The 22,174-nt window shown below is 55.6% G+C and carries 26 protein-coding genes; 23 read left to right on the top strand and 3 right to left on the bottom strand.

Annotation, left to right across the window (positions count from 1 at the left end):
• Positions 1 to 11: 11 nt before the first annotated feature.
• Complete coding sequence (locus R3F50_19725) at positions 12 to 488, bottom strand: Lrp/AsnC family transcriptional regulator (GenBank protein MEZ5492517.1); 477 nt, start codon at positions 486 to 488, stop codon at positions 12 to 14.
• Positions 489 to 714: 226 nt separating this feature from the next.
• Here R3F50_19725 and leuA point away from each other — a divergent pair, with 226 nt between their 5' ends.
• The 5 genes from leuA to R3F50_19700 all read left to right on the top strand — a co-directional run bounded on the left by leuA (position 715) and on the right by R3F50_19700 (position 5,462).
• The gene (leuA, locus tag R3F50_19720; GenBank protein MEZ5492516.1) at positions 715 to 2,385 is read left to right on the top strand and encodes a 2-isopropylmalate synthase; all 1,671 of its coding nucleotides are present in this window, start codon (positions 715 to 717) and stop codon (positions 2,383 to 2,385) included.
• Between the two features lie 88 nt (positions 2,386 to 2,473).
• On the top strand, positions 2,474 to 2,980 hold the full coding sequence (locus R3F50_19715) for a rhodanese-like domain-containing protein (protein ID MEZ5492515.1): 507 nt from the start codon (positions 2,474 to 2,476) through the stop codon (positions 2,978 to 2,980).
• A gap of 173 nt (positions 2,981 to 3,153) precedes the next feature.
• A complete protein-coding gene (locus R3F50_19710; protein MEZ5492514.1) occupies positions 3,154 to 3,735 on the top strand; it encodes a sigma-70 family RNA polymerase sigma factor in 582 nt (193 codons plus the stop codon).
• Positions 3,722 to 4,426, top strand: coding sequence for a hypothetical protein (locus R3F50_19705; protein MEZ5492513.1), 705 nt, complete (start codon positions 3,722 to 3,724; stop codon positions 4,424 to 4,426). Before R3F50_19710 ends, R3F50_19705 begins: the two co-directional genes overlap by 14 nt.
• 13 nt (positions 4,427 to 4,439) lie before the next feature.
• Positions 4,440 to 5,462, top strand: a complete 1,023-nt coding sequence (locus R3F50_19700) for a hypothetical protein (GenBank protein ID MEZ5492512.1) — start codon at positions 4,440 to 4,442, stop codon at positions 5,460 to 5,462.
• Between the two features lie 71 nt (positions 5,463 to 5,533).
• On the opposite strand, the gene R3F50_19695 is transcribed toward R3F50_19700, so the two are convergent.
• Positions 5,534 to 6,361: a hypothetical protein gene (locus tag R3F50_19695; protein ID MEZ5492511.1), complete on the bottom strand. Its 828-nt coding sequence runs from the start codon at positions 6,359 to 6,361 to the stop codon at positions 5,534 to 5,536.
• Between the two features lie 223 nt (positions 6,362 to 6,584).
• Here R3F50_19695 and R3F50_19690 point away from each other — a divergent pair, with 223 nt between their 5' ends.
• Entirely contained in the window at positions 6,585 to 6,971 is a 387-nt protein-coding gene (locus R3F50_19690) for a zf-TFIIB domain-containing protein (GenBank protein ID MEZ5492510.1), read from the top strand.
• Between the two features lie 19 nt (positions 6,972 to 6,990).
• On the opposite strand, the gene R3F50_19685 is transcribed toward R3F50_19690, so the two are convergent.
• Entirely contained in the window at positions 6,991 to 7,848 is an 858-nt protein-coding gene (locus R3F50_19685; GenBank protein ID MEZ5492509.1) for a PHP domain-containing protein, read from the bottom strand.
• A 259-nt stretch (positions 7,849 to 8,107) separates the two neighbouring features.
• On the opposite strand from R3F50_19685, the gene R3F50_19680 reads away from it, so the two are divergent.
• The 17 genes from R3F50_19680 to bamB all read left to right on the top strand — a co-directional run bounded on the left by R3F50_19680 (position 8,108) and on the right by bamB (position 22,171).
• On the top strand, positions 8,108 to 8,632 hold the full coding sequence (locus R3F50_19680) for a hypothetical protein (protein MEZ5492508.1): 525 nt from the start codon (positions 8,108 to 8,110) through the stop codon (positions 8,630 to 8,632).
• Between the two features lie 117 nt (positions 8,633 to 8,749).
• Positions 8,750 to 9,244, top strand: a complete 495-nt coding sequence (gene iscR / locus R3F50_19675) for a Fe-S cluster assembly transcriptional regulator IscR (GenBank protein ID MEZ5492507.1) — start codon at positions 8,750 to 8,752, stop codon at positions 9,242 to 9,244.
• Between the two features lie 27 nt (positions 9,245 to 9,271).
• Complete coding sequence (locus R3F50_19670) at positions 9,272 to 10,486, top strand: IscS subfamily cysteine desulfurase (protein ID MEZ5492506.1); 1,215 nt, start codon at positions 9,272 to 9,274, stop codon at positions 10,484 to 10,486.
• 16 nt (positions 10,487 to 10,502) lie between these two features.
• Positions 10,503 to 10,889, top strand: coding sequence for a Fe-S cluster assembly scaffold IscU (iscU, locus tag R3F50_19665; protein MEZ5492505.1), 387 nt, complete (start codon positions 10,503 to 10,505; stop codon positions 10,887 to 10,889).
• A 53-nt stretch (positions 10,890 to 10,942) separates the two neighbouring features.
• Positions 10,943 to 11,266: an iron-sulfur cluster assembly protein IscA gene (iscA, locus tag R3F50_19660; GenBank protein ID MEZ5492504.1), complete on the top strand. Its 324-nt coding sequence runs from the start codon at positions 10,943 to 10,945 to the stop codon at positions 11,264 to 11,266.
• 178 nt (positions 11,267 to 11,444) lie between these two features.
• Complete coding sequence (gene hscB, locus R3F50_19655) at positions 11,445 to 11,978, top strand: Fe-S protein assembly co-chaperone HscB (GenBank protein MEZ5492503.1); 534 nt, start codon at positions 11,445 to 11,447, stop codon at positions 11,976 to 11,978.
• 45 nt (positions 11,979 to 12,023) lie between these two features.
• Positions 12,024 to 13,892, top strand: a complete 1,869-nt coding sequence (gene hscA / locus R3F50_19650) for a Fe-S protein assembly chaperone HscA (protein MEZ5492502.1) — start codon at positions 12,024 to 12,026, stop codon at positions 13,890 to 13,892.
• A 52-nt stretch (positions 13,893 to 13,944) separates the two neighbouring features.
• On the top strand, positions 13,945 to 14,283 hold the full coding sequence (fdx, locus tag R3F50_19645; GenBank protein ID MEZ5492501.1) for an ISC system 2Fe-2S type ferredoxin: 339 nt from the start codon (positions 13,945 to 13,947) through the stop codon (positions 14,281 to 14,283).
• 29 nt (positions 14,284 to 14,312) lie between these two features.
• On the top strand, positions 14,313 to 14,510 hold the full coding sequence (gene iscX, locus R3F50_19640; GenBank protein ID MEZ5492500.1) for a Fe-S cluster assembly protein IscX: 198 nt from the start codon (positions 14,313 to 14,315) through the stop codon (positions 14,508 to 14,510).
• Between the two features lie 136 nt (positions 14,511 to 14,646).
• A complete protein-coding gene (gene ndk / locus R3F50_19635) occupies positions 14,647 to 15,072 on the top strand; it encodes a nucleoside-diphosphate kinase (protein ID MEZ5492499.1) in 426 nt (141 codons plus the stop codon).
• A 33-nt stretch (positions 15,073 to 15,105) separates the two neighbouring features.
• Positions 15,106 to 16,269, top strand: a complete 1,164-nt coding sequence (rlmN, locus tag R3F50_19630; GenBank protein ID MEZ5492498.1) for a 23S rRNA (adenine(2503)-C(2))-methyltransferase RlmN — start codon at positions 15,106 to 15,108, stop codon at positions 16,267 to 16,269.
• 29 nt (positions 16,270 to 16,298) lie between these two features.
• Positions 16,299 to 17,123: a type IV pilus biogenesis/stability protein PilW gene (gene pilW, locus R3F50_19625; protein ID MEZ5492497.1), complete on the top strand. Its 825-nt coding sequence runs from the start codon at positions 16,299 to 16,301 to the stop codon at positions 17,121 to 17,123.
• Complete coding sequence (locus R3F50_19620; GenBank protein ID MEZ5492496.1) at positions 17,113 to 17,754, top strand: helix-turn-helix domain-containing protein; 642 nt, start codon at positions 17,113 to 17,115, stop codon at positions 17,752 to 17,754. The genes pilW and R3F50_19620 overlap by 11 nt, the downstream gene beginning before the upstream one ends.
• A gap of 9 nt (positions 17,755 to 17,763) precedes the next feature.
• Positions 17,764 to 18,888 carry a flavodoxin-dependent (E)-4-hydroxy-3-methylbut-2-enyl-diphosphate synthase gene (gene ispG, locus R3F50_19615; protein MEZ5492495.1) on the top strand — a complete coding sequence of 375 codons (1,125 nt, stop codon included), beginning with the start codon at positions 17,764 to 17,766 and terminating at the stop codon, positions 18,886 to 18,888.
• A gap of 39 nt (positions 18,889 to 18,927) precedes the next feature.
• The gene (gene hisS, locus R3F50_19610; protein ID MEZ5492494.1) at positions 18,928 to 20,217 is read left to right on the top strand and encodes a histidine--tRNA ligase; all 1,290 of its coding nucleotides are present in this window, start codon (positions 18,928 to 18,930) and stop codon (positions 20,215 to 20,217) included.
• A gap of 54 nt (positions 20,218 to 20,271) precedes the next feature.
• A complete protein-coding gene (locus R3F50_19605; GenBank protein MEZ5492493.1) occupies positions 20,272 to 20,943 on the top strand; it encodes a tetratricopeptide repeat protein in 672 nt (223 codons plus the stop codon).
• A gap of 58 nt (positions 20,944 to 21,001) precedes the next feature.
• The gene (gene bamB, locus R3F50_19600) at positions 21,002 to 22,171 is read left to right on the top strand and encodes an outer membrane protein assembly factor BamB (protein MEZ5492492.1); all 1,170 of its coding nucleotides are present in this window, start codon (positions 21,002 to 21,004) and stop codon (positions 22,169 to 22,171) included.
• Positions 22,172 to 22,174 lie beyond the last annotated feature (3 nt).

Here is a 22,174-nt window from a genome sequence, read left to right as displayed (position 1 = left end):
CAAGAGGCCCCTTAAGGCGTCAGGTGGTCCAGGGGTAATTCCGTGGATTGAATGACCTGGCGCATGATGAAGCTGGAATGCACATCAGAAACACCCTTGATCCGGGTTATTTTGTTGAGCAGGAATTCCTGGTAATACTCCATGTCAGGCACGATGACCTTTAACAGATAGTCTGCCGACTGGCCGGTAATCAGCGAGCACTCCACGACCTCCGGGTAGCCGGCCACCTGGCGTTCAAACTCCTCGAACCGGTCCGGCGTGTGACGATCCATGGCGATCTGAATCAGGGCGATGAGCTTCAGGCCCAGCCGCGAGGGGTTCAGCAGGGTCACTGTGCGATCGATGATACCGCTTTCTTCAAGCTGCCTGACCCGTCTGGCGCATGGGGAAGGCGACAGCCCCACTTTGTCGGCCAGCTCGAGGTTGGTGATCCTGCCATCGCGCTGCATTTCCCGCAGTAATTTCAAATCGATTTTGTCCAGTTTCACGGCAAGGCACTCCTGTAGTCTGGGGATGGGTGAACCGGCGGCCGGCCGGCAAAGAGTCTGAGTTAGGGGAGAATAACACTAATAATATTGATAAATATAGATAATAAATGCGCATAAACACCGAATATATAGAAAATATGCGTAGAAATGCTATTCCTTTTTGGTTAGGATACACATCACTTAATCAAAGGTTCCCTGACTGATTCAGGTACACAGGAACAGAGCAATGTTTGATCATACAAAGTACAAGCCTTTCGAACCGGTCAACCTGCCGGACCGGACCTGGCCGGACCAGGTGATTCAGCAGGCACCCACCTGGTGTAGCGTGGATTTACGTGACGGCAATCAGGCTCTTATCGAGCCGATGTCGGTGGCGCAGAAGAAGAAGTTGTTTGCGTTGCTGGTCGAGGTGGGTTTCAAGGAGATCGAAGTGGGATTTCCCGCCGCTTCACAGCCGGATTTTGATTTCGTTCGCAGCCTCATCGAAGAAAACCTGATTCCTGATGATGTCACCATCCAGGTGCTGACTCAGGCCCGGGAAGAGCTGATCAAGAGGACCTTCGAGTCTTTAAAAGGAGCACGGCGGGCGATATTGCATGTCTACAATTCGACCTCCACAGTGCAGCGCGAGAAAGTGTTCAAGACCGACCGGGCCGGGATCATAGATATTGCTGTCAATGGCGCTGCCGTGGTCAAGCGCTGCGCAGAACAGGCGCCCGAGACTGAATGGGTATTCCAGTATTCACCGGAAAGCTTTACCGGCACTGAAATGGATTATGTGGTTGAAGTCTGTAATGCGGTGCTTGCCGTGTGGCAACCGGTGCCGGAGCGGCCGGCTATCATTAACCTGCCGGCCACGGTCGAGATGGCGACGCCCAATGTCTATGCCGATCAGGTTGAATGGTTCGGGCGCCAGGTAAGTAATCGGGAGGCGGTTATTATCAGTCTGCACACCCATAATGATCGGGGTTGTGCGGTGGCCGCTGCAGAGTTGGCGGTCATGGCGGGTGCGCAGCGCGTAGAGGGTACTCTGCTTGGTAATGGTGAACGCACCGGAAACATGGATATCGTGGTCATGGCCATGAATCTTTACAGTCAGGGTATTGATCCCGCTCTGGATCTGCATGATATGGACCGGATTGTATCCATTGTCCGGGAGTGTACCCAGATAGATGTCCATCCTCGTCAGCCGTATTCCGGCGACCTGGTGTTTACTGCTTTTTCCGGCAGCCATCAGGACGCCATCAAAAAGTGCCTGGATATTTACCGCGAGGGTGAGACCTGGGAAATCGCCTATCTCCCCATTGACCCCCGGGATCTCGGCAGGACCTACCAGGATGTTATCCGGGTGAACAGTCAGTCCGGCAAGGGGGGAGTGGCCTACGTGCTGGCCAATAAGTTTGGCTTCGAATTGCCACGCTGGCTGCAGATCGAGTTCAGTCGGGTAGTGCAGAAAGAGGCGGAGGATACCGGGCAGGAAATAGCGCCGGACCAGATCTGGAGACTTTTCAACACCCATTATCTGGAAAACTCCAAGGTATTGAGCCTGGAAAATTTCAGTATCGAGAAGAGCGAAGGAAGGGAAACTTTCAATGCGACGATCGATTACTATGGCAGGGAGATTGCCATCAGTGGTGAAGGCGATGGAGTTCTCGATGCCTTTATAGAGGCCTTGAAGTCCTCCATAAACCTCGATTTTGAAGTGCTGGATTATGGGGAGCATGCGCTCGGGCAGGGCGCTGCCGCTGAAGCAGTCACTTATATCCAGTTGAAGTGTGAAGGCAGGCGCTATACCGGTGTTGCTATCAGTAAGGACATTATCGCTTCCTCGCTTAACGCCCTGATGAGCGCAGCCAGTGAGTTGCTGGCCAGTCAGAATAAACAGGCGGCGGCCTGAACTTACGGATTCAGAGAATTAACCAGGCCGATGGCAGCCTCCAGCTCACAAGGCGGGCAGGTTGGCCACCGGTCTGGTTATACTGGTTATGAAAGAGCTCCTTGTGCTGGCATCTCTGACTTCCCTTTTTGGCAGCCTGTTCGGGGTCGACTGGGAGGCCGTGGATCGATTGATTGCCAGTCGATTTCCTGCCGTCGAATCGCTGACAGTCGCAGAGTTGTATCGACGTCATCAGCAGGGCGGGAATCTCCCGCCGATTATCGATGTCCGGGCGGACGAGGAATTCCAGGTCAGCCATCTTGTCAATGCTTTTCATCTTGAGTCTGCTGAACAGATTGCAGCGCGCTTTCCCGATCTCGAGGCTGAATTGATTCTGTACTGCTCAGTTGGCTACCGATCCGCGGCTGTGGCCGATGCCCTGCGTGAGCTTGGTTATACGCGGATAGTAAACTTACGACATTCACTGTTTGAATGGGCTAATCAGGGTCTTCCCCTGGTAAATGCACAGGGTCCAACGCCAATGGCACATCCCTTTAATCGTCGCTGGGGGAAGCTGCTTCGTCCGGAGTTACATGCGACCCGTCCCGCTTCCTGAAGCGGCAGTTGTCAGGGTAAGGCACAGCCTGAAACCCGAGGCAAACTATTTCTCGAATCTTTACGACTCTATATCCAAAGCAGTGATCCGCGCCGCTGGTACGCTGAGAGTCAGGGAACACAGTGAAGGTCCCGCTTCCCTGCTTGCGCCCGGAGCCCCCTGAGTGGACTGTAATGACCAGTTTTCAAGATGACGAAGCGCTTGTGGCCGCAGCATTAGCCGGGTCCCTCCCTGCCTGGGATAAGCTGGTGAGACGCTACGAACGAAAAATCTACAACTACGGACTGCGTCTTACCGGCAACGCAACGGACGCCATGGATCTTATGCAGGAAGTGTTTCTTGGTGTGTACAGAAATCTGGATCGGTTCCGTGGTGACGCGAGATTCAGTAGCTGGATTTTTCGCATTGCACACAACAAGGCGGTCGATATGAACCGGCGTAATGCCCTGCTGCGGGGTCAGGGATTCAGCCACGACGACAGCACCCCGGGCGGTTTACCGCAACTCAGTGCCGATGAGACGACGGAGCCGGATCGGTGCTTGGCCAATGAACGGCGCAATGAACAAATAGCGCGATTGCTGCAGTCTCTTTCGCTGGAGCAGCGCCTGGTAGTTGAAATGAAAATTTATCAGTCGCTTACCTTCGAGGAAATTTCCCGGTTACAGGAAATTTCAGAAAACACAGCCAAAACGCGCTTTTACACGGCACTCCGCAAACTCAGATCAATCCTGGAGGAATCCCATGTCATGTCCTAACACCCGGTATCTGCTAACTGAGTATTTTGATGAGAGTCAGCCGTCATTGGCACGGGAAGAGCTGGAGCGGCACCTGGACGGCTGTCAGCAATGCAGTGAAGAGCTGGGGAGACTGCAAGAGGCGCTTAGCACGCTGGATCACTGGCAGGAACAGCGCGTACCCCACTGGGACAGGGGGGCACCCCTGTACCTGGCTGAGCACCGGCCGGAGAGTGCTGGAAGAATTAACAGCGGCGCCTGGCTTACGCAATGGCTGCCCACGGCGGCCAGCTTTGCCATGCTGGTATTGCTGCTTTTCAATGGCTCCGTGGTAATGAATGAAGGCGGTTTCAGGATTGAGTTCGGCGCGGTGGCCCCGGGGCTCAGTCAGGTGCAGCTGGACCAGCAGCTGCTGCAGTTTGCAGAGCAGCAACAGCAGCGCCAGGATGCATCGATGCAGCTGTACATGACCCGCCTCGATGAGCGCCAGGACAGTAACAACCTGCGTCTGATGCGTACGGTCCTCGAGCAGGCGCGGGAAATCAGTGCTGAAAACTTCGATCAGATTTACACTTATTTTGATCAGCAGCGACAGCTCGATATGGAAACGGTTCAAGTGAGTTACCAGCAATTGCTGGACAGTGATTTCGAAACACTCAGGACTATACAGCAGCTGGCAAGTGCCGCTCAGTACCAGGACGGGAGTCGCTAACGGGAGGGCCTCCATGCGTAAAAAATCTGCAACAGTAATGTGTTTTCTCGGTTTATTGCACCTGCAGCCAATGGTGGTTGCTCAGGAAGCAGAATTGGCCGAGCTGCGCAGTGAAATTGATACCCTGGCCGGCGTCTTGCAAGAGGGGCTGGAGCTGGGAAACAGTTCCGGGTTTCTCGGCATCGGCAGCGGTCGAATCGATGCCGTCTATCTGCGACAGCAGGGCGTGGTGGTGGAGATCCGGTCGCCGCTGGCAAATCAGCGTAACCGTTTGAGCCTCAGCGCGCTGGCCTCGTCTTTGCGCAGCGCCTCCGGAATAGAAAATCCGTTTGCGCAACTGTCCCGGCAGCTGGCGCTGTCATCCCCGGCAGAGACATCGGTGCTGTCTCAGGCCGCGGAATTGGCGGCGGATGCCCGCCAGCGCAGCATGGACGAGATACGCGCGATCGACTATCAGGGAATCATTGAAAGCGCCATACGGGAAGCCTACCGGGGAGCCAGAATGCTGCGGGATATAGATGCCATGGACCCCGACACGCTGGTAAATACTGAGGAAACCCTTTCCGGGTTGCGGCGGGATTTGGCGGATACGCTGCGCCAGGTGGGCGAGCTGGAAACGGATCAGAGCAGGGAAGCCGGCGCGGCTTCTGACAGCGGCAGCGTTGAAGCGGAACAGCGTCTTCGACAGTTGCAGGAAAGGCTTGAGGCACTTACTACTCAGGCCAGGCAGCAGGCGACAGAGCTCAGCGCCCGCTACGAACAGGCCAGAGAAGAATACCGCCAGCGCTGGACGCAGGATGTAGCAGATCTGGAAGCAGATCTTTTTCGTCTACTGTGTGATTACGGCGTCACTCTGAAGAGTCTGCCAGAAGGCGAATTCGTGTCGGTGCTACTGCTCGGGCTGGGCACTGAAGCCGGCGAGACCCTTGCCACCGACCGCATTCATGTCCTGCGGCGGGAATCTCTGTCTGCCTGTGCGGCCGGGGAATTCGATGCCGAAACTCTTCAGCAGCGGGCAGTGAGTTATGACTTTTGACCCATGGGATAACTGCTTCAGGGTTTCTGAACAGTTGCCGCGGTAACGGGCGGCACTGTCTCAGAGCGTCCCTAGAACGGTGCCCCCTTAATACTGGCATCCGGGGGCATGAACAGACTGGCCTTGTCCTGTACGCCGTACAGCCGGGTCACCAGTAATAACACGCCCGGAACATCCAGCAGATCGAGGTCGTCGAGCACCAGTTTGCGCCGGATCCGTTCCCGGGTGATCGTCAGATAACCATCCGGCTCAAAGTTCAGGTAGTTGAAATCCCTGTCTTCTATCCCCCAATCGCTGGCGATCAGCTGTTGACCTGGCCTGCCGTCCAGGCGGGGTATCGGATAAAACCAGCGGCCGCCCTGATAGCCGGATTCATAGGTAATGATGTTGCCGTCAGGGTAGTACCAGGTGACATCGAAGGTGCGGAAGGCATTAGTGGCCAGCCGACCGTTGGGCCAGAACAACGCCTGTCCGCCGTGCATCCAGTGATACGCCAATGGCTGACCATTGGGGTAGTAGAGGGTGACGTCTTCTCCCGGTCGGGACAGGAATAGCTGGCCATTGGGGAAGTACCACGGGTCATAGTAGAGGTCGCTAGAGACCCGGGATCCGTTGCTGTACCTGGAATCGCCCCGGGTATCGCGGGTAAGGATCACCCGCTGACAGACCAGTTCGTTGAGCTCCTGCAATTGTCTGTTCATGTCCTGCAGATCGCCATAGCTGTCTCGGTGCGCCGGCAGCAATGTGTTGATCGTCAGCATCTTGGCCATGAATTCGAGGGTGGCACAGGCACTGCTTACGTTCTGGGAGCCGGAGGCCGCGACCCCGGACAGGGGCGCCAGTATCAGTAGGGTCAGGCTTGCAGCCGCCAGGCTGGGTGCTGTAAGTAGGCGTGACATGGTGTTTCCTCCCGGTTTGCAGACTGTGGCTGCCCTGTTTTGTCTCCGAGTGCCACTTTAGGAGGCGGCAGGTGAATGGCGACTGAATAAATTCAGTGCTGAGCAGGAAAATTGCCGCTGAAACTTTGTTTAAGGCTTGCTTATCCGATAAAATGCCGGCAGGTTGCTGTTTGCAGAGTGTTGAATAAAAAGAATGCCTCACGGCGGAAGTTAGGAGAAAAAGATGGATTGCCCGAAATGTAACTCGAATATGAAAGAGGTGAAAATTGACACCTTACACGGTCCGGTCGAAATTGATCAATGTGAAGGCTGCAAGGGGCTGTGGTTTGACAACGGTGAAGCCGAGAAGCTGAAGAAAGACTGGATGGCTGATTTTATCGACAGCGGCGATCCGGAGCAGGGCAAGTCTTACAATAAAGTAAGGGATATTGAATGCCCCCGTTGTGGCAAGGCTATGACCAAAATCAACGACAAGAAGCAGAAGCATCTTGAGTACGAAGCCTGTGAAGAGCATGGCATGTTTATGGACGCTGGCGAATTCACCGACTACAAGCACGAAACACTGCTTGACGTGTTCCGGGACCTGGTTGCCCGGGTCAAGCGGAGTTAAAGGATCGCGCTTCCTTCTTTCAGACTGATTTGAGTGGCTTTTGAAAATGCCATCTGGGATGTGTCCAGATGGCATTTTTTTTTGCCGAGTCAGGAAACCCGGTCAGTCTGCCTATGTCCATCCAGGTGGCTTCGCTGCTGTGAAAATCCGAACCTGCCGACACCCATAGCGAATACTCCAGGCTCAGCGTAGTCAGATTTTCCAGGTTTTCGCGGCTCATATTGGAGCAGCAGACTTCCATTGCCTCTCCTCCGGCTTCATGAAAATCACCCAGTAACTTTTTCAGCGACTTGCGATTGAGCGGGTAGCGATGTGGGTGTGCCAGCACAGCTATGCCGCCAGCGGCCCGAATAGACTCTATGGCTTCGCTCAAGGCGCACCAGTTGGGCCGGACATAGAAGCGACCGTTTTTGGCCAGGGAGCGAAACGCTTTTTTGGCGCTCGCGTTCCTGCTGCGGGTTGCCAGGAATCGCGCGACATGGGCCCGACTCGGCGACACGCAGGGCAGGTCCTGCATGAAATTATCAAGTCCGCTGATGCCTGCTTTTTGCAGTTTTTGATCCATAGCAACCAGGCGCTCACGGCGCTTTTCCTGCTGCTCCTCGAGTAACCGGTTCAGTGCCGGGTTCCGGGGGTCGAAGCACAACCCGATTACATGGATTTCCAGGTTCGCCCAGACGGTTGAAACTTCTACACCTGGGACCAGTTCCAGAGAATAGTCCTGTAAATTGCGGGATGCCTGCAGATAGCCGTCGAGACAATCGTGATCGGTCAATGCCAGGTGGGACACGCCATTCTCTGCGGCCCGTGTGAGCACGAACTCAGGAGCGTGCGCGCCGTCTGAAAAATGGCTGTGAGTATGCAGGTCGACCTTCATGAATTGCGGTTCCGGGCTGGGCTGATGAGGCCTGGGAAAATGGATAGGGCGCAACAAATGGCCCTCCGGGAGGGTCTATAGTAGCATTCGACAGCCCTGTGCTATAGTCGCGGTCCCGATGGCCAGCGCGGATCGGGTCCGAACCATTGCAGATGATACAGATAATAAAAACTCCGCACTGAGAATAAGACAGCAACGTCTGATGAATCCCGGTCAGCACCCAGAACCTGAAACAGAGTCAACAAGGGCAGGAGCCGCCTTGCTGAACGCCTGCCTCCAGAGTATTGAACAGTGCCTCGAAGTGATAAATGGCCTGCCTGCGGCGGTGTACCGTTATTCAAGCACTGACACATCCTCTATCGGCATCCACACCCGCCATATCATTGAGCGTATCCAGTGCGTCCTGGAAGGGGTGAGCTGTGGCACGGTGAATTATGATATTCGAGCCAGAAATCAGGACCTGGAAACCAGTAGCGCCAGCGCAGAGCAGGCACTGCAGGAAATTTGTGCCAGGCTTGCCGCGCTGGAACCTGAGCCGGAGCAGGAATTACAGATTGTTGAGTCGGTGCATCAGGATCATGCCGCAGTTACCGTAGCCAGCACACTGGATCGAGAGCTCATGGGCCTGGTATCCCACACCATACATCACCTGGCGATAATCGCCCTGCTGGCCCGCTCGCGGGGCATCCGAATCGGTGCCGACATCGGTAAAGCGCCGTCCACACTGATCCACGAGCGCTCCATCGCGCCAGCTTCCCGGGCAGGACAGGGCGCTGTTAAATAAGAGCGATCGGGCAGCAACAAGAGGGAGGCGAAAGAGCACCGACCAATACTTGACTAATTTACTTAGGTATTAAATAATACCCGACAGTTTTAGTCGAGTAAGTAACAGGTTGGTCTCATGCGCCTAACAACCAAGGGCCGCTACGCGGTCACAGCAATGCTGGATCTGGCAATTCACGAAGATGAGGGCCCCATCAGCCTGGCTGATATTTCTCAACGCCAGGAGATTTCCTTGTCCTATCTGGAGCAGTTGTTCTCAAAGCTGCGCAAGAATGACCTGGTGAGCAGTGTTCGAGGGCCCGGGGGTGGCTACGAGCTCAGGGAGAGTGCCGATGCCATCTATATTGCCCAGATCATTGATGCCGTCAATGAGTCTCTGGATACCACTCGATGCCAGGGTGCCGGAGACTGTCAGGGCGGAGAGATCTGTCTGACCCACTACCTGTGGAAAGATCTAAGCCAGCAGATTCACGAATTTCTGAGTAACATAAGCCTGGCCGACCTGGTTGAAAAAAACGAAATAAGACGCATTGCAAAGAATCAGGACCGCAAGAAGGAACTGATCGCGGCAGACGTCTTGGATTCAGTCACCGCTACGGCGGGAACCCTGTAACCGGAACGGCTTTTTTTGGAGTTTGAAATGCAAGTGCCTATTTATCTGGATTATTCCTCAACCTCACCAGTCGATCCTCGTGTCGTGGAGAAAATGGTGGAGTGCCTGTCCCTCGAGGGCAATTTTGGCAATCCCGCGTCACGTTCGCACGTCTTCGGCTGGAAGGCTGAAGAGGCGGTGGAGACCGCGCGTCGGCATGTTGCTGACCTGATCAACTGTGACCCGCGTGAGATTGTCTGGACTTCCGGTGCCACCGAAGCGGATAACCTGGCCATCAAGGGCGCTGCCCATTTCTATGCCAAGAAAGGCAAGCACATCATCACCTCCAAGATCGAACACAAGGCGGTGCTTGACAGTTGCCGGCAGCTGGAGAGAGAAGGCTATGAAGTGACTTATCTGGAGCCGGGCGCCAGCGGGATTATTACGCCAGAGCAGGTGGAAGCGGCAATTCGACCGGATACCATCCTGGTATCACTGATGCATGTGAACAATGAAATCGGTGTCATTAACGATATCGAGGCAATCGGCAGGGTTACCCGCGAAAAGGGCGTGGTTTTTCACGCCGACGCGGCTCAGAGCACAGGCAAAATCGATATTGACCTGGAGAAAATGCCGGTTGATCTGATGTCTCTTACTGCCCACAAGGTTTATGGCCCCAAGGGAATCGGCGCGCTGTTCGTCCGACGCAAGCCGCGGATCAGAATCGAGCCACAGATGCATGGTGGTGGCCATGAGCGGGGCATGCGCTCCGGTACGCTGCCTACTCATCAGATCGTGGGAATGGGCGAGGCCTACCGTATCGCCAAGGCGGAGATGCATGAAGAAAACGCCCGCACCCAGGCTTTACGGGATCGGCTGCTGAACGGCCTAGAGGATATCGAGGAAGTGTATGTAAACGGCGACCTGGAACACCGGGTAGCCGGTAACCTGAACATCAGCTTCAACTTTGTTGAGGGTGAATCATTGATGATGGCACTGCGTGATCTGGCGGTTTCCTCCGGATCGGCCTGCACCTCAGCAAGTCTCGAACCCTCTTACGTATTGAGAGCACTGGGGCTGAACGACGAACTGGCCCACAGTTCACTGCGAATAAGTCTCGGCAGGTTTACTACCGAAGAGGATATAGATTACGCATTGGAGAAAATTCACGACGCCGTCGCTAAACTGCGCGAGCTTTCACCCCTCTGGGATATGTACAAGGACGGGGTGGATCTGAGCAAGGTTCAGTGGGCAGCCCACTAATACTGGAGTTTTAATCATGGCTTATTCAGACAAGGTTATCGACCATTACGAAAATCCGCGCAATGTCGGCAAAATGGACGAGAAAGATGTAAACGTGGGTACCGGCATGGTGGGAGCGCCTGCCTGTGGCGACGTGATGCGTCTACAGATCAAGGTCAACGACCAAGGCGTTATCGAAGACGCCAAGTTCAAGACTTACGGTTGTGGTTCCGCCATTGCTTCCAGTTCGTTGTTGACCGAATGGGTGAAGGGGCGTTCGCTCAGCGAGGCCACGGAGATCAGGAACAAGGATATTGCTGAGGAGCTGGGCCTGCCTCCGGTCAAGATTCACTGCTCGGTACTCGCCGAGGATGCCATCAAGGCTGCTATCGCCGATGTAAAGAGCAAGCGTGGAGAGGGGTAATTCCCTCGGCAGTGGAAACTTTCTATTTTGATTGAAGAATTGTGTAACTGATCATGTCTATTTCACTCACACAAACTGCTGCAGAGCATGTCGCCGATCAGCTGGCCCACCGCGGCCATGGTATTGGAATCCGGGTGGGAGTTAAAACCACCGGCTGTTCAGGTATGGCGTATGTTCTTGAATTCGTTGATAAACTGGATGTCGGTGATCGGGTGTTTGAGGATCACGGCGTTAAAGTTATCGTGGACCCGAAGAGCCTGGCCTACATTGATGGCACGGAGATGGACTACGTGAAGCAGGGCGTCAATGAAGGTTTTGAATTCAAAAATCCCAACTCCAGAGGGGAATGCGGTTGCGGAGAGAGTTTCAGCGTGTAAGCTGGGCTCTCCTCCGTTGCGAGGGTTGCACCCTGCAGCGATCCTCAACCAGGGGGAGGGGGCTGGCTTCGGGTGCAGGGCGTCGCGCGGACTGTACTCTTTGCGGTAATAGCGGTATTAAATGCCAGCGCATTCAGGGCCCCGGTGGGGCAATAAAGCAGCTTCAAGTGCAGAGCCAGTGTTGTTCAAAGCCAATAATTTTTTTGAAATCTTTTCCCTCCCCGCTTCCTATCAGGTTGACCTCGCCGAACTGGATGCCGGCTATCGGCAGCTCCAGGCCCAGGTGCACCCGGATCGTTTCGCCGGCGGCTCCGAGCAGGACAAGCTGCAGGCCATCAAGGCAACCAGCCTGCTTAACGAGGCCTACAGCACCTTGAAGTCACCGCAGAAGCGTGCAGCCTACCTGTTGTCGCTGGCAGGTATCGATGTCGAGCAGGTTGACCAGGCTGATCTAAGCCCTGCTTTACTGATGGAGCAGATCGAACTGCGCGAGCAGCTGGAAGAGCTGCCCCGGGATGAAGCGGCGCTGGGGCAACTGGAGCAGCTTCGTAGCGGAATCAGCGAGAGGCGCGAAACAAGCCAGCAGAAGTTCGCCACCGCGCTGGAGTCGGGGCAGTTAAGCCAGGCGAAAAAACGCTATTATGAAATGCAGTACTTTGCCAAGCTGGCGATGGAAATTGATTCACTGGAGGAGGATCTGCTGGGTTACTGACGCGCAATAGTGCACCACAACCTAAAGCAGGTAGAACACGAAATCATGGCGCTACTTCAGATTGCAGAACCGGGTGGTAAACCGGCCATTGCTCCACGCAAACGGGCGGTTGGAATTGACCTGGGTACGACCAATTCACTGGTGGCGGCACCCTGTGGCGAGAAAGTCGAAACGTTGCCGGATCCCCAGGGCCGCCATCTGTTGCCTTCCGCTGTGCGCTATCTGGCTGACAACCAGGGTGTACACGTGGGCTATGAAGCTCTGCAGGAAGCTGTTACTGACCCACTGAATACCGTTATATCCGTCAAGCGATTTCTGGGCAAGGGGCTGAAAGAGATCCGTACCGCGAACCCCTTTCTGGCGTATAAATTCGTTGCCGAGGATGCCACCAGCATGCCGGTGATCGAAACGGCTGCCGGCCCCCGCAACCCGATCGAGGTCTCCGCTGAGATATTGGGGGTTCTTAAGTCGCGGGCAGAGAAATTTCTCAGTGGCAGCCTGGATGGGGCTGTCATCACGGTACCAGCCTACTTTAACGATGCCCAGCGTCAGCAGACGCGCGACGCTGCCCGGCTGGTCGGCCTCAATGTACTGCGACTGCTGAATGAGCCAACCGCGGCAGCCGTGGCGTATGGCCTCGATTCGGGCGACGAAGGCAACGTGGTGGTTTTCGACCTGGGCGGGGGAACGTTTGACGTCTCGGTCCTGAGTCTGCAAAAGGGCGTCTTTCAGGTTCTGTCCACGGGTGGAGACACTAACCTGGGTGGCGACGATTTTGACCACCTGGTGGCAAACTGGATTCTGGAACAGGCCGGTAACGGGTCGGATCTGGGTGCCTCGCAGCAGGGCGCGCTGTTACAGGCAGCTCGACAGGCGAAGCACGGATTGACCGATAACGACAGGGTTACGGTAAATTTCGGTGATTGGTCCGGTGAGTTGGGCGCCAGCGAGTTCGCGGCACTTTCCAGTGCGCTGGTGGACAAGACTCTCAACGCCTGTCGACGGGTATTGCGCGACGCAGGCATGAAAGTCACCGAGATAGACAACGTGGTTCTGGTGGGTGGCGCTACCCGCATGCCGGTGATACGGCAACGGGTCAGTGAGTTTTTCCAGCGTCAGCCCCTGTCCCATATCGACCCCGACAAGGTGGTGGCCATCGGTGCCGGCATTCAGGCTGATGTGCTGGTGGGTAATAAATCCAGTGACACGTTTCTGTTGCTGGATGTTAATCCGCTGTCATTGGGTATCGAGACAGTGGGAGACCTGGTCGAGAAAATCATTCCCAGAAACACTACCATACCTGTTGCCAAGGCGCAGGAGTTCACTACTTTCAAAGACGGGCAGACTGCCATGCTTATTCATGTGGTGCAGGGAGAGCGCGAGATGGTGCGTGATTGCCGGTCTCTGGCGCGCTTCGAGCTGCGCGGTATCCCGCCCATGGCCGCAGGTGCAGCCAAGGTCCGGGTGACGTTTCAGGTTGATGCGGACGGCCTGTTGAGCGTCAGCGCCACTGAAACCGCCAGCGGCAGGTCGGCCGAAGTTCAGGTAAAACCCAGTTACGGCCTGAGCGGGGATGAGATCGAGAAAATGCTGCGCTCTTCCCAGGAGCACGCCCGGGTAGACAGGCAGGCGCGGGCGCTGCAGGAGGCCCGTGTCGAGGCCGAGCAGATTCTCGACGCCCTGGCCGGCGCATTGCAGGCCGACGGCTCCCTGCTGGATCCGGCCGAGGCCGAGCACATCGCCGAAGCCACTCGCGCACTTGAATCGGCGCTGGAAGGCGAAGACAGCAGCACTATTCATGAGCGTACAGAAAAATTGAATGCCGCCAGCGCCAGTTTTGCGGCCAAACGGATGGACCAGCAGATCGGCCGGGCCCTGCGCGGAGAGGCCATCACTTCGGTGGTTCGAGACTGACAGACAGCACTGACAACAGCACCGGAATTGTTAGCGAAGCAGGTTTACAACTATGCCCAAGATTACTTTTTTGCCACACGAAGTCATTTGTCCCGATGGGGCAACAGTGGAGGCGGACAGCGGGGAGACTATCCTCGATGCAGCTCTGCGTAATGGTATTGCCATCGAGCATGCCTGCGAAAAATCCTGTGCCTGCACCACTTGTCACGTGATCGTTAAAACAGGGTTTGACTCCCTGGAGGACGCTTCAGAGAACGAGGAGGATTACCTGGACAAAGCCTGGGGGCTGGAGCCCGAGTCCCGCCTCAGCTGCCAGGCGCGAGTGGATGACGACGACCTGGTAATCGAAATCCCCAAATACACAATCAATATGGTGTCCGAAGCGCATTGATACCCGCGCGGAAACCGGAGGGCGCAGCCATGAAGTGGACCGATATCAACGACCTTGCCATTGAACTGACGGACAATCATCCGGATACCGACCCCAGGTATGTAAATTTTGTCGATTTACATAATTGGATCTGCGCCCTGGAGGGGTTCGATGACGATCCCAATCGTGGCGGGGAGAAGGTTCTGGAGGCTATTCAGGCGGCCTGGATCGAGGAGGCGGCAGATTGACCTGCCTGCGTGGCTGGCGCCTTCTTATGCCGGTTCAACCCGCACTCAAAGCCTAAAAAAGCATATAAAACATCCCGCTGAGGCCGTATAATGCGGCCTCTTTGCAATCTGTTGGATTTAATTTTGAGGAACAGGCATGGCGATTGAACGTACCTTATCCATTATCAAACCGGATGCGGTGGCTAAAAACGTGATCGGCGAGATTTACAGCCGTTTTGAAAAGGCAGGGTTGAACATTGTGGCCGCCAAGATGCTGCAGCTGGACGACGAGTCAGCGGGTGGTTTCTATGCGGAACACAAGGAGCGGCCATTTTACGGTGACCTGATAGAGTTCATGACATCGGGTCCGGTCATGGTGCAGGTTCTCGAGGGTGAGAATGCCGTGGCCCTGAACAGGGAACTTATGGGGGCCACCAATCCGGCGGAAGCGAAACCCGGCTCTATTCGGGCCGACTTTGCCAAATCGATCGATGCCAATGCGGTACATGGGTCAGACTCTCCGAAGTCAGCGGAACGAGAGGTTGCCTATTTTTTCAAAGCCGAAGAAATCTGCGCGCGGTGACTAAAAAATCCGCCGCCTGATTCGGGTCATGCCATGAGCGATTCAGAGAAAATCAATCTGCTCGGACTAAGCCTGCCGTGTATGCAGGCTTTTTTCGTCAATCTGGGGGAAAAATCTTTTCGGGCCACCCAGATGCTGCGCTGGATACACCAGCGGGGTGTTACCGAGTTTGAGCAGATGACGGATATCAGCAAAGCCTTGCGCGTCCGGCTGGCCGGGATCGCGGAAATCAGGCCGCCCGTTATCGCCAACGAGTACCACTCGATTGATGGTTGTCTCAAATGGATAATCGAAGTGGCCAGCGGCAGTCGCGTGGAATGCGTCTACATTCCCGAAGCGAACCGGGGAACCTTGTGCGTGTCCTCCCAGGCCGGTTGCTCGCTGGACTGCAGCTTCTGCGCAACAGGAAAGCAGGGGTTTAACAGTAACCTGACAGTGGCCGAGATTGTCGGCCAGCTGTGGTGGGCGAACAACAAACTTGGTGGCTTCGACGATCCGACCTTCAGGCCGGTCAGCAACGTCGTGATGATGGGGATGGGCGAACCACTGCTGAATTTTGATCACGTCATGGACGCTGTCAGTCTCATGATGGAAGATCAGGCCTATGGTCTATCCAAAAGACGGGTGACCATCAGCACCTCTGGTGTTGTACCGGCTATTGAAAAAATGCAGGGTATTACCGATGCCTCGCTGGCTATTTCCCTGCACGCACCGAATGATGAGCTGCGCAGCGAGATTATGCCGATTAACCGGCGGTATCCGATCCAGCAACTGCTGCAGGCTTCCCGGAATTACATGGACAGTCTGCCGGACCGCAGGGTCCCGGTAATCGAGTACACGCTGATTGCGGGAGTCAACGATCACCGTGCCCACGCCCGGGAACTGGCCGCCCTGCTCAAGGATTTTCCCTGTAAGATCAATCTGATCCCATTCAATCCGTTTTCCCTGTCGGACTACAGAAAACCGAGTGCCAATGTGGTCGGCAATTTTCGCCAGATACTGCAGGAAGCAGGCTATACAGTCACTATCCGCACCACGCGGGCAGATGACATCGGTGCAGCCTGCGGACAACTGGTGGGGGAAGTGGCGGATCAGACCCGTCGCAGTCTCAGGCACCAGGCCAGGAACTCAGGAGCCCATCCTGTTGTCGAATCTGATGGTGCGAATCCGATCAGATCTGCCGAAACAGTCAGGTAGTAACACAATTTCCGCTGACAGATAACATTATGCACAGATCAAGCAGTTCATTATTGGGCACCGGGAACATTTGCCCCATCAGCATCAAGATGGCGATTTGTGTCTTCACGCTGGCATTGGCCGGTTGTGTCACAACAACCACCGGTGGTTTCAACACCGATACCTCGGACGAGGAGGCGCTGCAGGATTATATCCGGCTGGCGGTCGCCTATTATGATGCCAACGATATGGCCGGCGCGCGGCGGCATATCAACAACGCGTTAGAAATCAATAACCGCAGTTCCGAGGTCTACAACATTCTGGCGTTGGTCCACCAGCGAGAAGGGGATCTGGAACTCGCCGACGAAGTATTTCAGCGCGCTATTCGCCTGGACGAAACCAATTCGCAGGCACGCAATAACTACGCCGCCTTTCTGTTTGGCCGGCAGCGCTATGCAGAGGCTTACGAGCAGCTGGAAATTGTGGCCAGTGACACGAATTACGAGGGCAGGCCTATCGCGTTTGAAAACCTGGGCCGCAGTGCCTTGCGGATGGGGGCAACACAAGAGGCTGAAAGGGCCTTCGAGCGTGCCTTGCAACTCAACAGTAACCTCTACGTGTCGACCCTCGAACTGGCCCAGCTCCGGTTTAACGCAGGGGATTATCTGTCGGCCAGGAGCCTCTTCAATCAGTATTTGACCGTAAAGGATTTCTATAGCATTCCCCATACGGCCAGAAGTTTATGGATCGGAATCCAGGTGGAAAGTCATTTTCAGAACAGCGAGGCCGTCGACGGATACGCCAGGCTGTTGACCGCTCTTTACCAGGATTCTCCTGAATACCAACTCTATCAGAATTTTTTGCATGGCAATTGACACCGAAGACAGCGACATCAAGCAGGAAGTGCAGGAAAGCGCTCAGGAATCCGTCGGTGATTTACTGAAGGTCGAGCGGGAAAGGCAGGGGTTTACGGAAAAACAGGTGGCCGACCGTCTGCACATCACCATGCACTATGTGCGCGCAATCGAGACAGATTGCTACGAGAAACTGCCGGGTACTGTGTTCGCCCGGGGCTACATAAAGAACTATGCGTTGTTACTGGGTTTGGACAAAGATCAGTTGACGGCTCTATTTGATCTCAAAGTAGGGGAGCAGAAACGGCGGATCAGGGAAGACGAGTTGGAAGCCGACCGAAATAACGGGAGGACCAAGCTGTTTTCCTGGCTGGCGGTGGCGGTACTGGCGTTCCTGTGCGGTTTCCTGGTGTTCTGGGCTTACAATGCCTTTCTTGCGCCGCAGGATGAAGTGACCCTGAGTCCCGACGCCGGTGATCAGGAGAGTCAGATAAAAACGGAACGCGTCATGGCGAGACGTGGTAATGACAAAATGGCGCCCTTACAATCCCCGTTCGACAACCGGTTGCTCACTGCATTGAACGGGCAGGAAGCGCCGGCTGACGAGAAAGTCCCCTCAGGCAATACCGCTCGGCAGCTGGTCGGCTTATAATCTGCACCTATGAAAGCCAATTCTCTTATAAAACGACGTAAAACCCGCCAGATCATGGTGGGCAATGTCCCGGTCGGGGGTGATGCGCCTGTCTCCGTGCAGAGCATGACCAACACAGAGACCCGGGACGTGGCAGCCACCGTGGCGCAGATTGACCGGCTGGTAACGGCCGGCGTGGATATTGTCCGGGTTTCAGTTCCTTCCATGGAGGCGGCCGAGGCATTTCGGGAGATCCGCAGCAAGGTGTCTATTCCGCTGGTTGCCGATATTCACTTTGATTACAAAATCGCCCTGAAAGTAGCGGAATACGGAGTAGACTGCCTCCGTATCAATCCCGGTAATATCGGCAGCGAGCAGCGTATCCGCGCGGTAATCGACAGTGCCAAGGACAAGGGCATCCCGCTGCGGATCGGCGTGAATGCCGGCTCTCTGGGCAAGACGCTGCTGCGTAAGTACAAGGAACCCAATGCCGAGGCAATGGTGGAATCAGCTCTGACGCAGATAGATATTCTGGATCGGTTGAATTTCCAGGATTTTAAGATCAGCCTGAAATCATCAGAGATTTTTATGACTCTGCAGGCATACCGCGCCCTGGCCGGGCAAATAGAACAACCTTTTCATCTGGGCATTACCGAAGCCGGTGGGTTACGTTCCGGCACGGTTAAATCAGCTATCGGGCTGGGTTCCCTGCTGATGGATGGTATCGGGGATACGATCCGGGTGTCTCTGGCAGCGGATCCGGTCGAAGAGGTGCGGGTTGGATTCGATATCCTGAAGAGTCTCGGGCTTCGGCACAAGGGCGTGAATCTGGTTGCCTGCCCCAGCTGCTCGCGACAGAATTTTGATGTTATCGGGGTCGTGAATGAGCTGGAGAAGCGGTTGGAAGACATCACTACACCAATCGACGTCGCTGTCATCGGCTGCATCGTTAATGGCCCTGGCGAAGCAAAAGTGGCGGAGATCGGGTTGACCGGTGCCAGCCCCGCCAACCTGGCCTACGTAAATGGCGTTCCTGATCACAAGATCAGTAACGAAAACCTGGTCGACGAACTCGAAGCCATGATCCGACAACGGATCGCAGACAAGTCAACTGATCATCCCGTCAAGAACGACGACATAATAGCCACCGGCTAGTCCGACTTCCGCATTGTCTCTCTCTATCTGACCGAACTTATGTCAAGAATCCAGGCTATCAGGGGAATGAACGACATTCTCCCCAGTGAAACGCCCCTATGGCAGTATCTGGAACGATGTTTTCAGAACGTGGCGGGGCGTTACGGATATCAGGAAATCCGTTTTCCGGTTCTGGAGCAGACGCAGCTTTTCAAACGTTCGATCGGGGAAGTCACTGATATCGTCGAAAAGGAGATGTACAGTTTCGACGACCGCAATGGCGATAATCTGAGCCTGCGCCCGGAAGGTACTGCTGGCTGTGTCCGTGCCGCCGAGCAGCACGGATTGCTCTACAATCAGCAGCAGCGTCTGTGGTATCACGGTCCTATGTTCCGACATGAGCGGCCACAGAAAGGCCGTTACAGGCAGTTTCATCAGTTCGGTGTCGAGGCCTTCGGTATGGTTGGGCCGGATATTGATGCGGAGGTGATCATGCTCTCCGCCAGGCTATGGAAAGAACTGGGTGTAGCCTCGTCAGTGACTCTTGAGCTCAACAATATCGGGAGTGCCGAGGATCGCAGAAATTTTGGCACCAGCCTGGCTGAATACCTGCGAGATCACAGTGACGGCCTGGATGAAGACAGTCGTAGACGACTGGACAGCAACCCGCTGCGGATTCTTGACAGCAAGAGTCCCGATACCCAGGTAATCCTTGAGAATGCACCGGTACTGGCTGAGTTTCTCAATGCACAGAGCATCGAGCACTACCAGGCATTAAAGGCGATGCTGAAGTCGGCGGAGGTGCCTTTTACGGAAAATCCCCGGCTTGTCCGCGGACTCGACTACTACAACAATGCCGTTTTCGAGTGGGTTACCGACGCGCTGGGTGCCCAGGGTACAGTCTGTGCCGGGGGACGCTATGACACGCTGGTGCAGCAGCTGGGTGGCAGGGCCACGCCGGCAGTCGGATTTGCCATGGGGGAAGAACGACTGGTTCTGCTGCTGGAGCAGCTCGCCGTGCTGCCGCCGGAAACCCGCCGTGGGGTGGATGTCTACCTGGCGGTGGTGGGAGACGGGCTGGTCAGGCAGGCTGTGTCGCTGGCCGAGAATTTGCGGGCCCAACTCCCAGGATTGAGCCTGCAGTTGAATTGTGGGGGCGGCAAGTACAACAGCCAGATTAAAAAAGCCTTCAATAGCGGTGCGCGCATCGCTATAGTACTGGAGCAGGAAAGGGGGGAGACAGGGCCGGTAAGGGGCGTAAAACTCAGGCCGCTTGATGATTCCCCGGATTCTGAAGTCGTCATGCTGGAAGATCTTCCCGGGCGACTGCAGGAATGTTTAACACTTTGAATGGACTATTTATAGATAATCTGCCTCTTTCAAACGCAGATTCAGGAGTTTTTCGTGGCGTTACACGCAGCTGAAGAAGAAACGATAGAAGCCCTCAAGAAGTGGTGGGAGGACAATGGCACGCTGGTCATTTCTGTAGTGGCTGCGGGTGCGCTGCTGTGGGGCGGATGGACGTTCTGGCAGAATTCCCGGGAAACCACCGTGTCGGCAGCTTCGGACCTGTACGAAGAGATTCTTTCCCTGGCTTCTGCCAGTGCGGATGGGCAGGTCAACGAGGCTGATCGCGCCCGCATCCTGTCGGTAGCCGAGGCGCTGCAGACTGAGTACGGCGATTCATCCTACGCCCTTTATGGTGCTTTGTTTGCCGCACAACAGGCAGTCAACAGCAATCAGCTCGATGTGGCCGAGCGGCACCTGGGCTGGTTACTGGAAAACGCCGAGGGTGGGTTTCTTGGTAATACTGACGAGGGCCTGATCCTGACGGCCACCCTGCGACTCGGACGCGTTCTGCTGGCGCAGGGTGATGCCGATCGAGCTCTGGCACTGGTGGATTCCGTTGATCCGGGTACTTTTGAAGCCGATTTCGCGGAACTGCGCGGCGATATCTATCTGGCCCAGGGGCGCCCGGTGGACGCGCGGGACGCCTACACGACGGCTCTGGAGTCTGCCGCCGGGGCGAATAATTTTCTGCAGATGAAGCTCGATGAACTGAGCGACGAAACATAGCCGGTCACTTTACCGGTCGGCGGCCCGGATCGACTCACGTTGCATGCACGGAGTAGTGATGCATAGTACGAAAACAAAGCTGATGGCCCTGGCAGTGCTGGCGCTGTCACTGAATGGCTGCAGTAACCTTAATCCCATGAACTGGTTCCCGGGGGATGAGGGTGAGCAGCCCGCTGAACTGCAGGAAATTGCAGAGGAAGTGGAACTGAGGCGGGTCTGGTCAGTCAAGGTTGGCAATGGGCAGGGAGGGCTGTACAACAAGCTGGTACCGGCCGTGGATGGCGACAGAATTTTCGTTGCCAGTGAAGACGGTGAGGTTATGGCCATCAATATCGCCGACGGCGAGCTTCTCTGGCGTGTGCGGACCCGCGAAACTATCACCGGTGGAGTAGGCGCCGATAATGGTCTGGTCATGCTGGGCACCGAAGATGCCGAGGTTATCGTCTTTGATCAGGCCGATGGCAGCGAGCGCTGGCGGGCGCCAGTCACCAGCGAAGTGCTGTCTCCCCCCAGGAGCAACGGCGATGTTGTGGTGTTGCAGACCGTCGATGACAAGCTGATAGCCCTGGATGCGGAATCCGGCGAGCGGCGCTGGATCTACGAGGCGAATCTGCCAGTCCTTACCTTGCGCGGTACCAGTACGCCGGTTTTCGTGGCCGGTGCAGTGGTGGCCGGATTCAGTAACGGCACCCTGGTGGCGGTGAATGCCGCTGACGGAATCTGGCGTTGGGAAGAGCGGGTTGCGGTTCCCCAGGGGCGCTATGATATCGATCGCGTTATCGACGTGGACGGTGACCTGCTGGTAGACAATAACGTCGTACTGGCCACCAGTTATCAGGGCAACGTGATGGGTTTTGACGCGCAGACCGGGCGTATTGTGTGGGGTATGGAAGCCTCAAGTTATCATGGTCTGGCCCAGGGATTCGGTAATCTCTATCTCTGCGATGACCGCAGCCACCTGGTGGCGATTCGCAGTAATACCGACGACGAGGCCTGGCGGAATGAGGAACTGGATCTGCGTGAAGTGACAGCGCCCACGGTGGTTAACAACTACATCGCGGTAGCCGATTTCGAAGGTTATGTCCATCTGCTGTCACAGATTGACGGGCGTATTGTCGGACGTACGGAGGTGGACGGCGAAGGGGTTCGAGCCCGGCTGGTGGCAAGATCAAATACTCTTTTCGCCTACGGTAATAGCGGCAGGCTCACTGCTTTAGCGATACAATAGCTC

The sequence above is a fragment of the Gammaproteobacteria bacterium genome (assembly GCA_041395725.1).
In the GTDB taxonomy this organism is placed as follows: Bacteria; Pseudomonadota; Gammaproteobacteria; order Pseudomonadales; family Pseudohongiellaceae; genus NORP240.
Note: the sequence above shows the minus strand (reverse complement) of the source record. Positions and strands in the feature narration are given on the sequence as shown.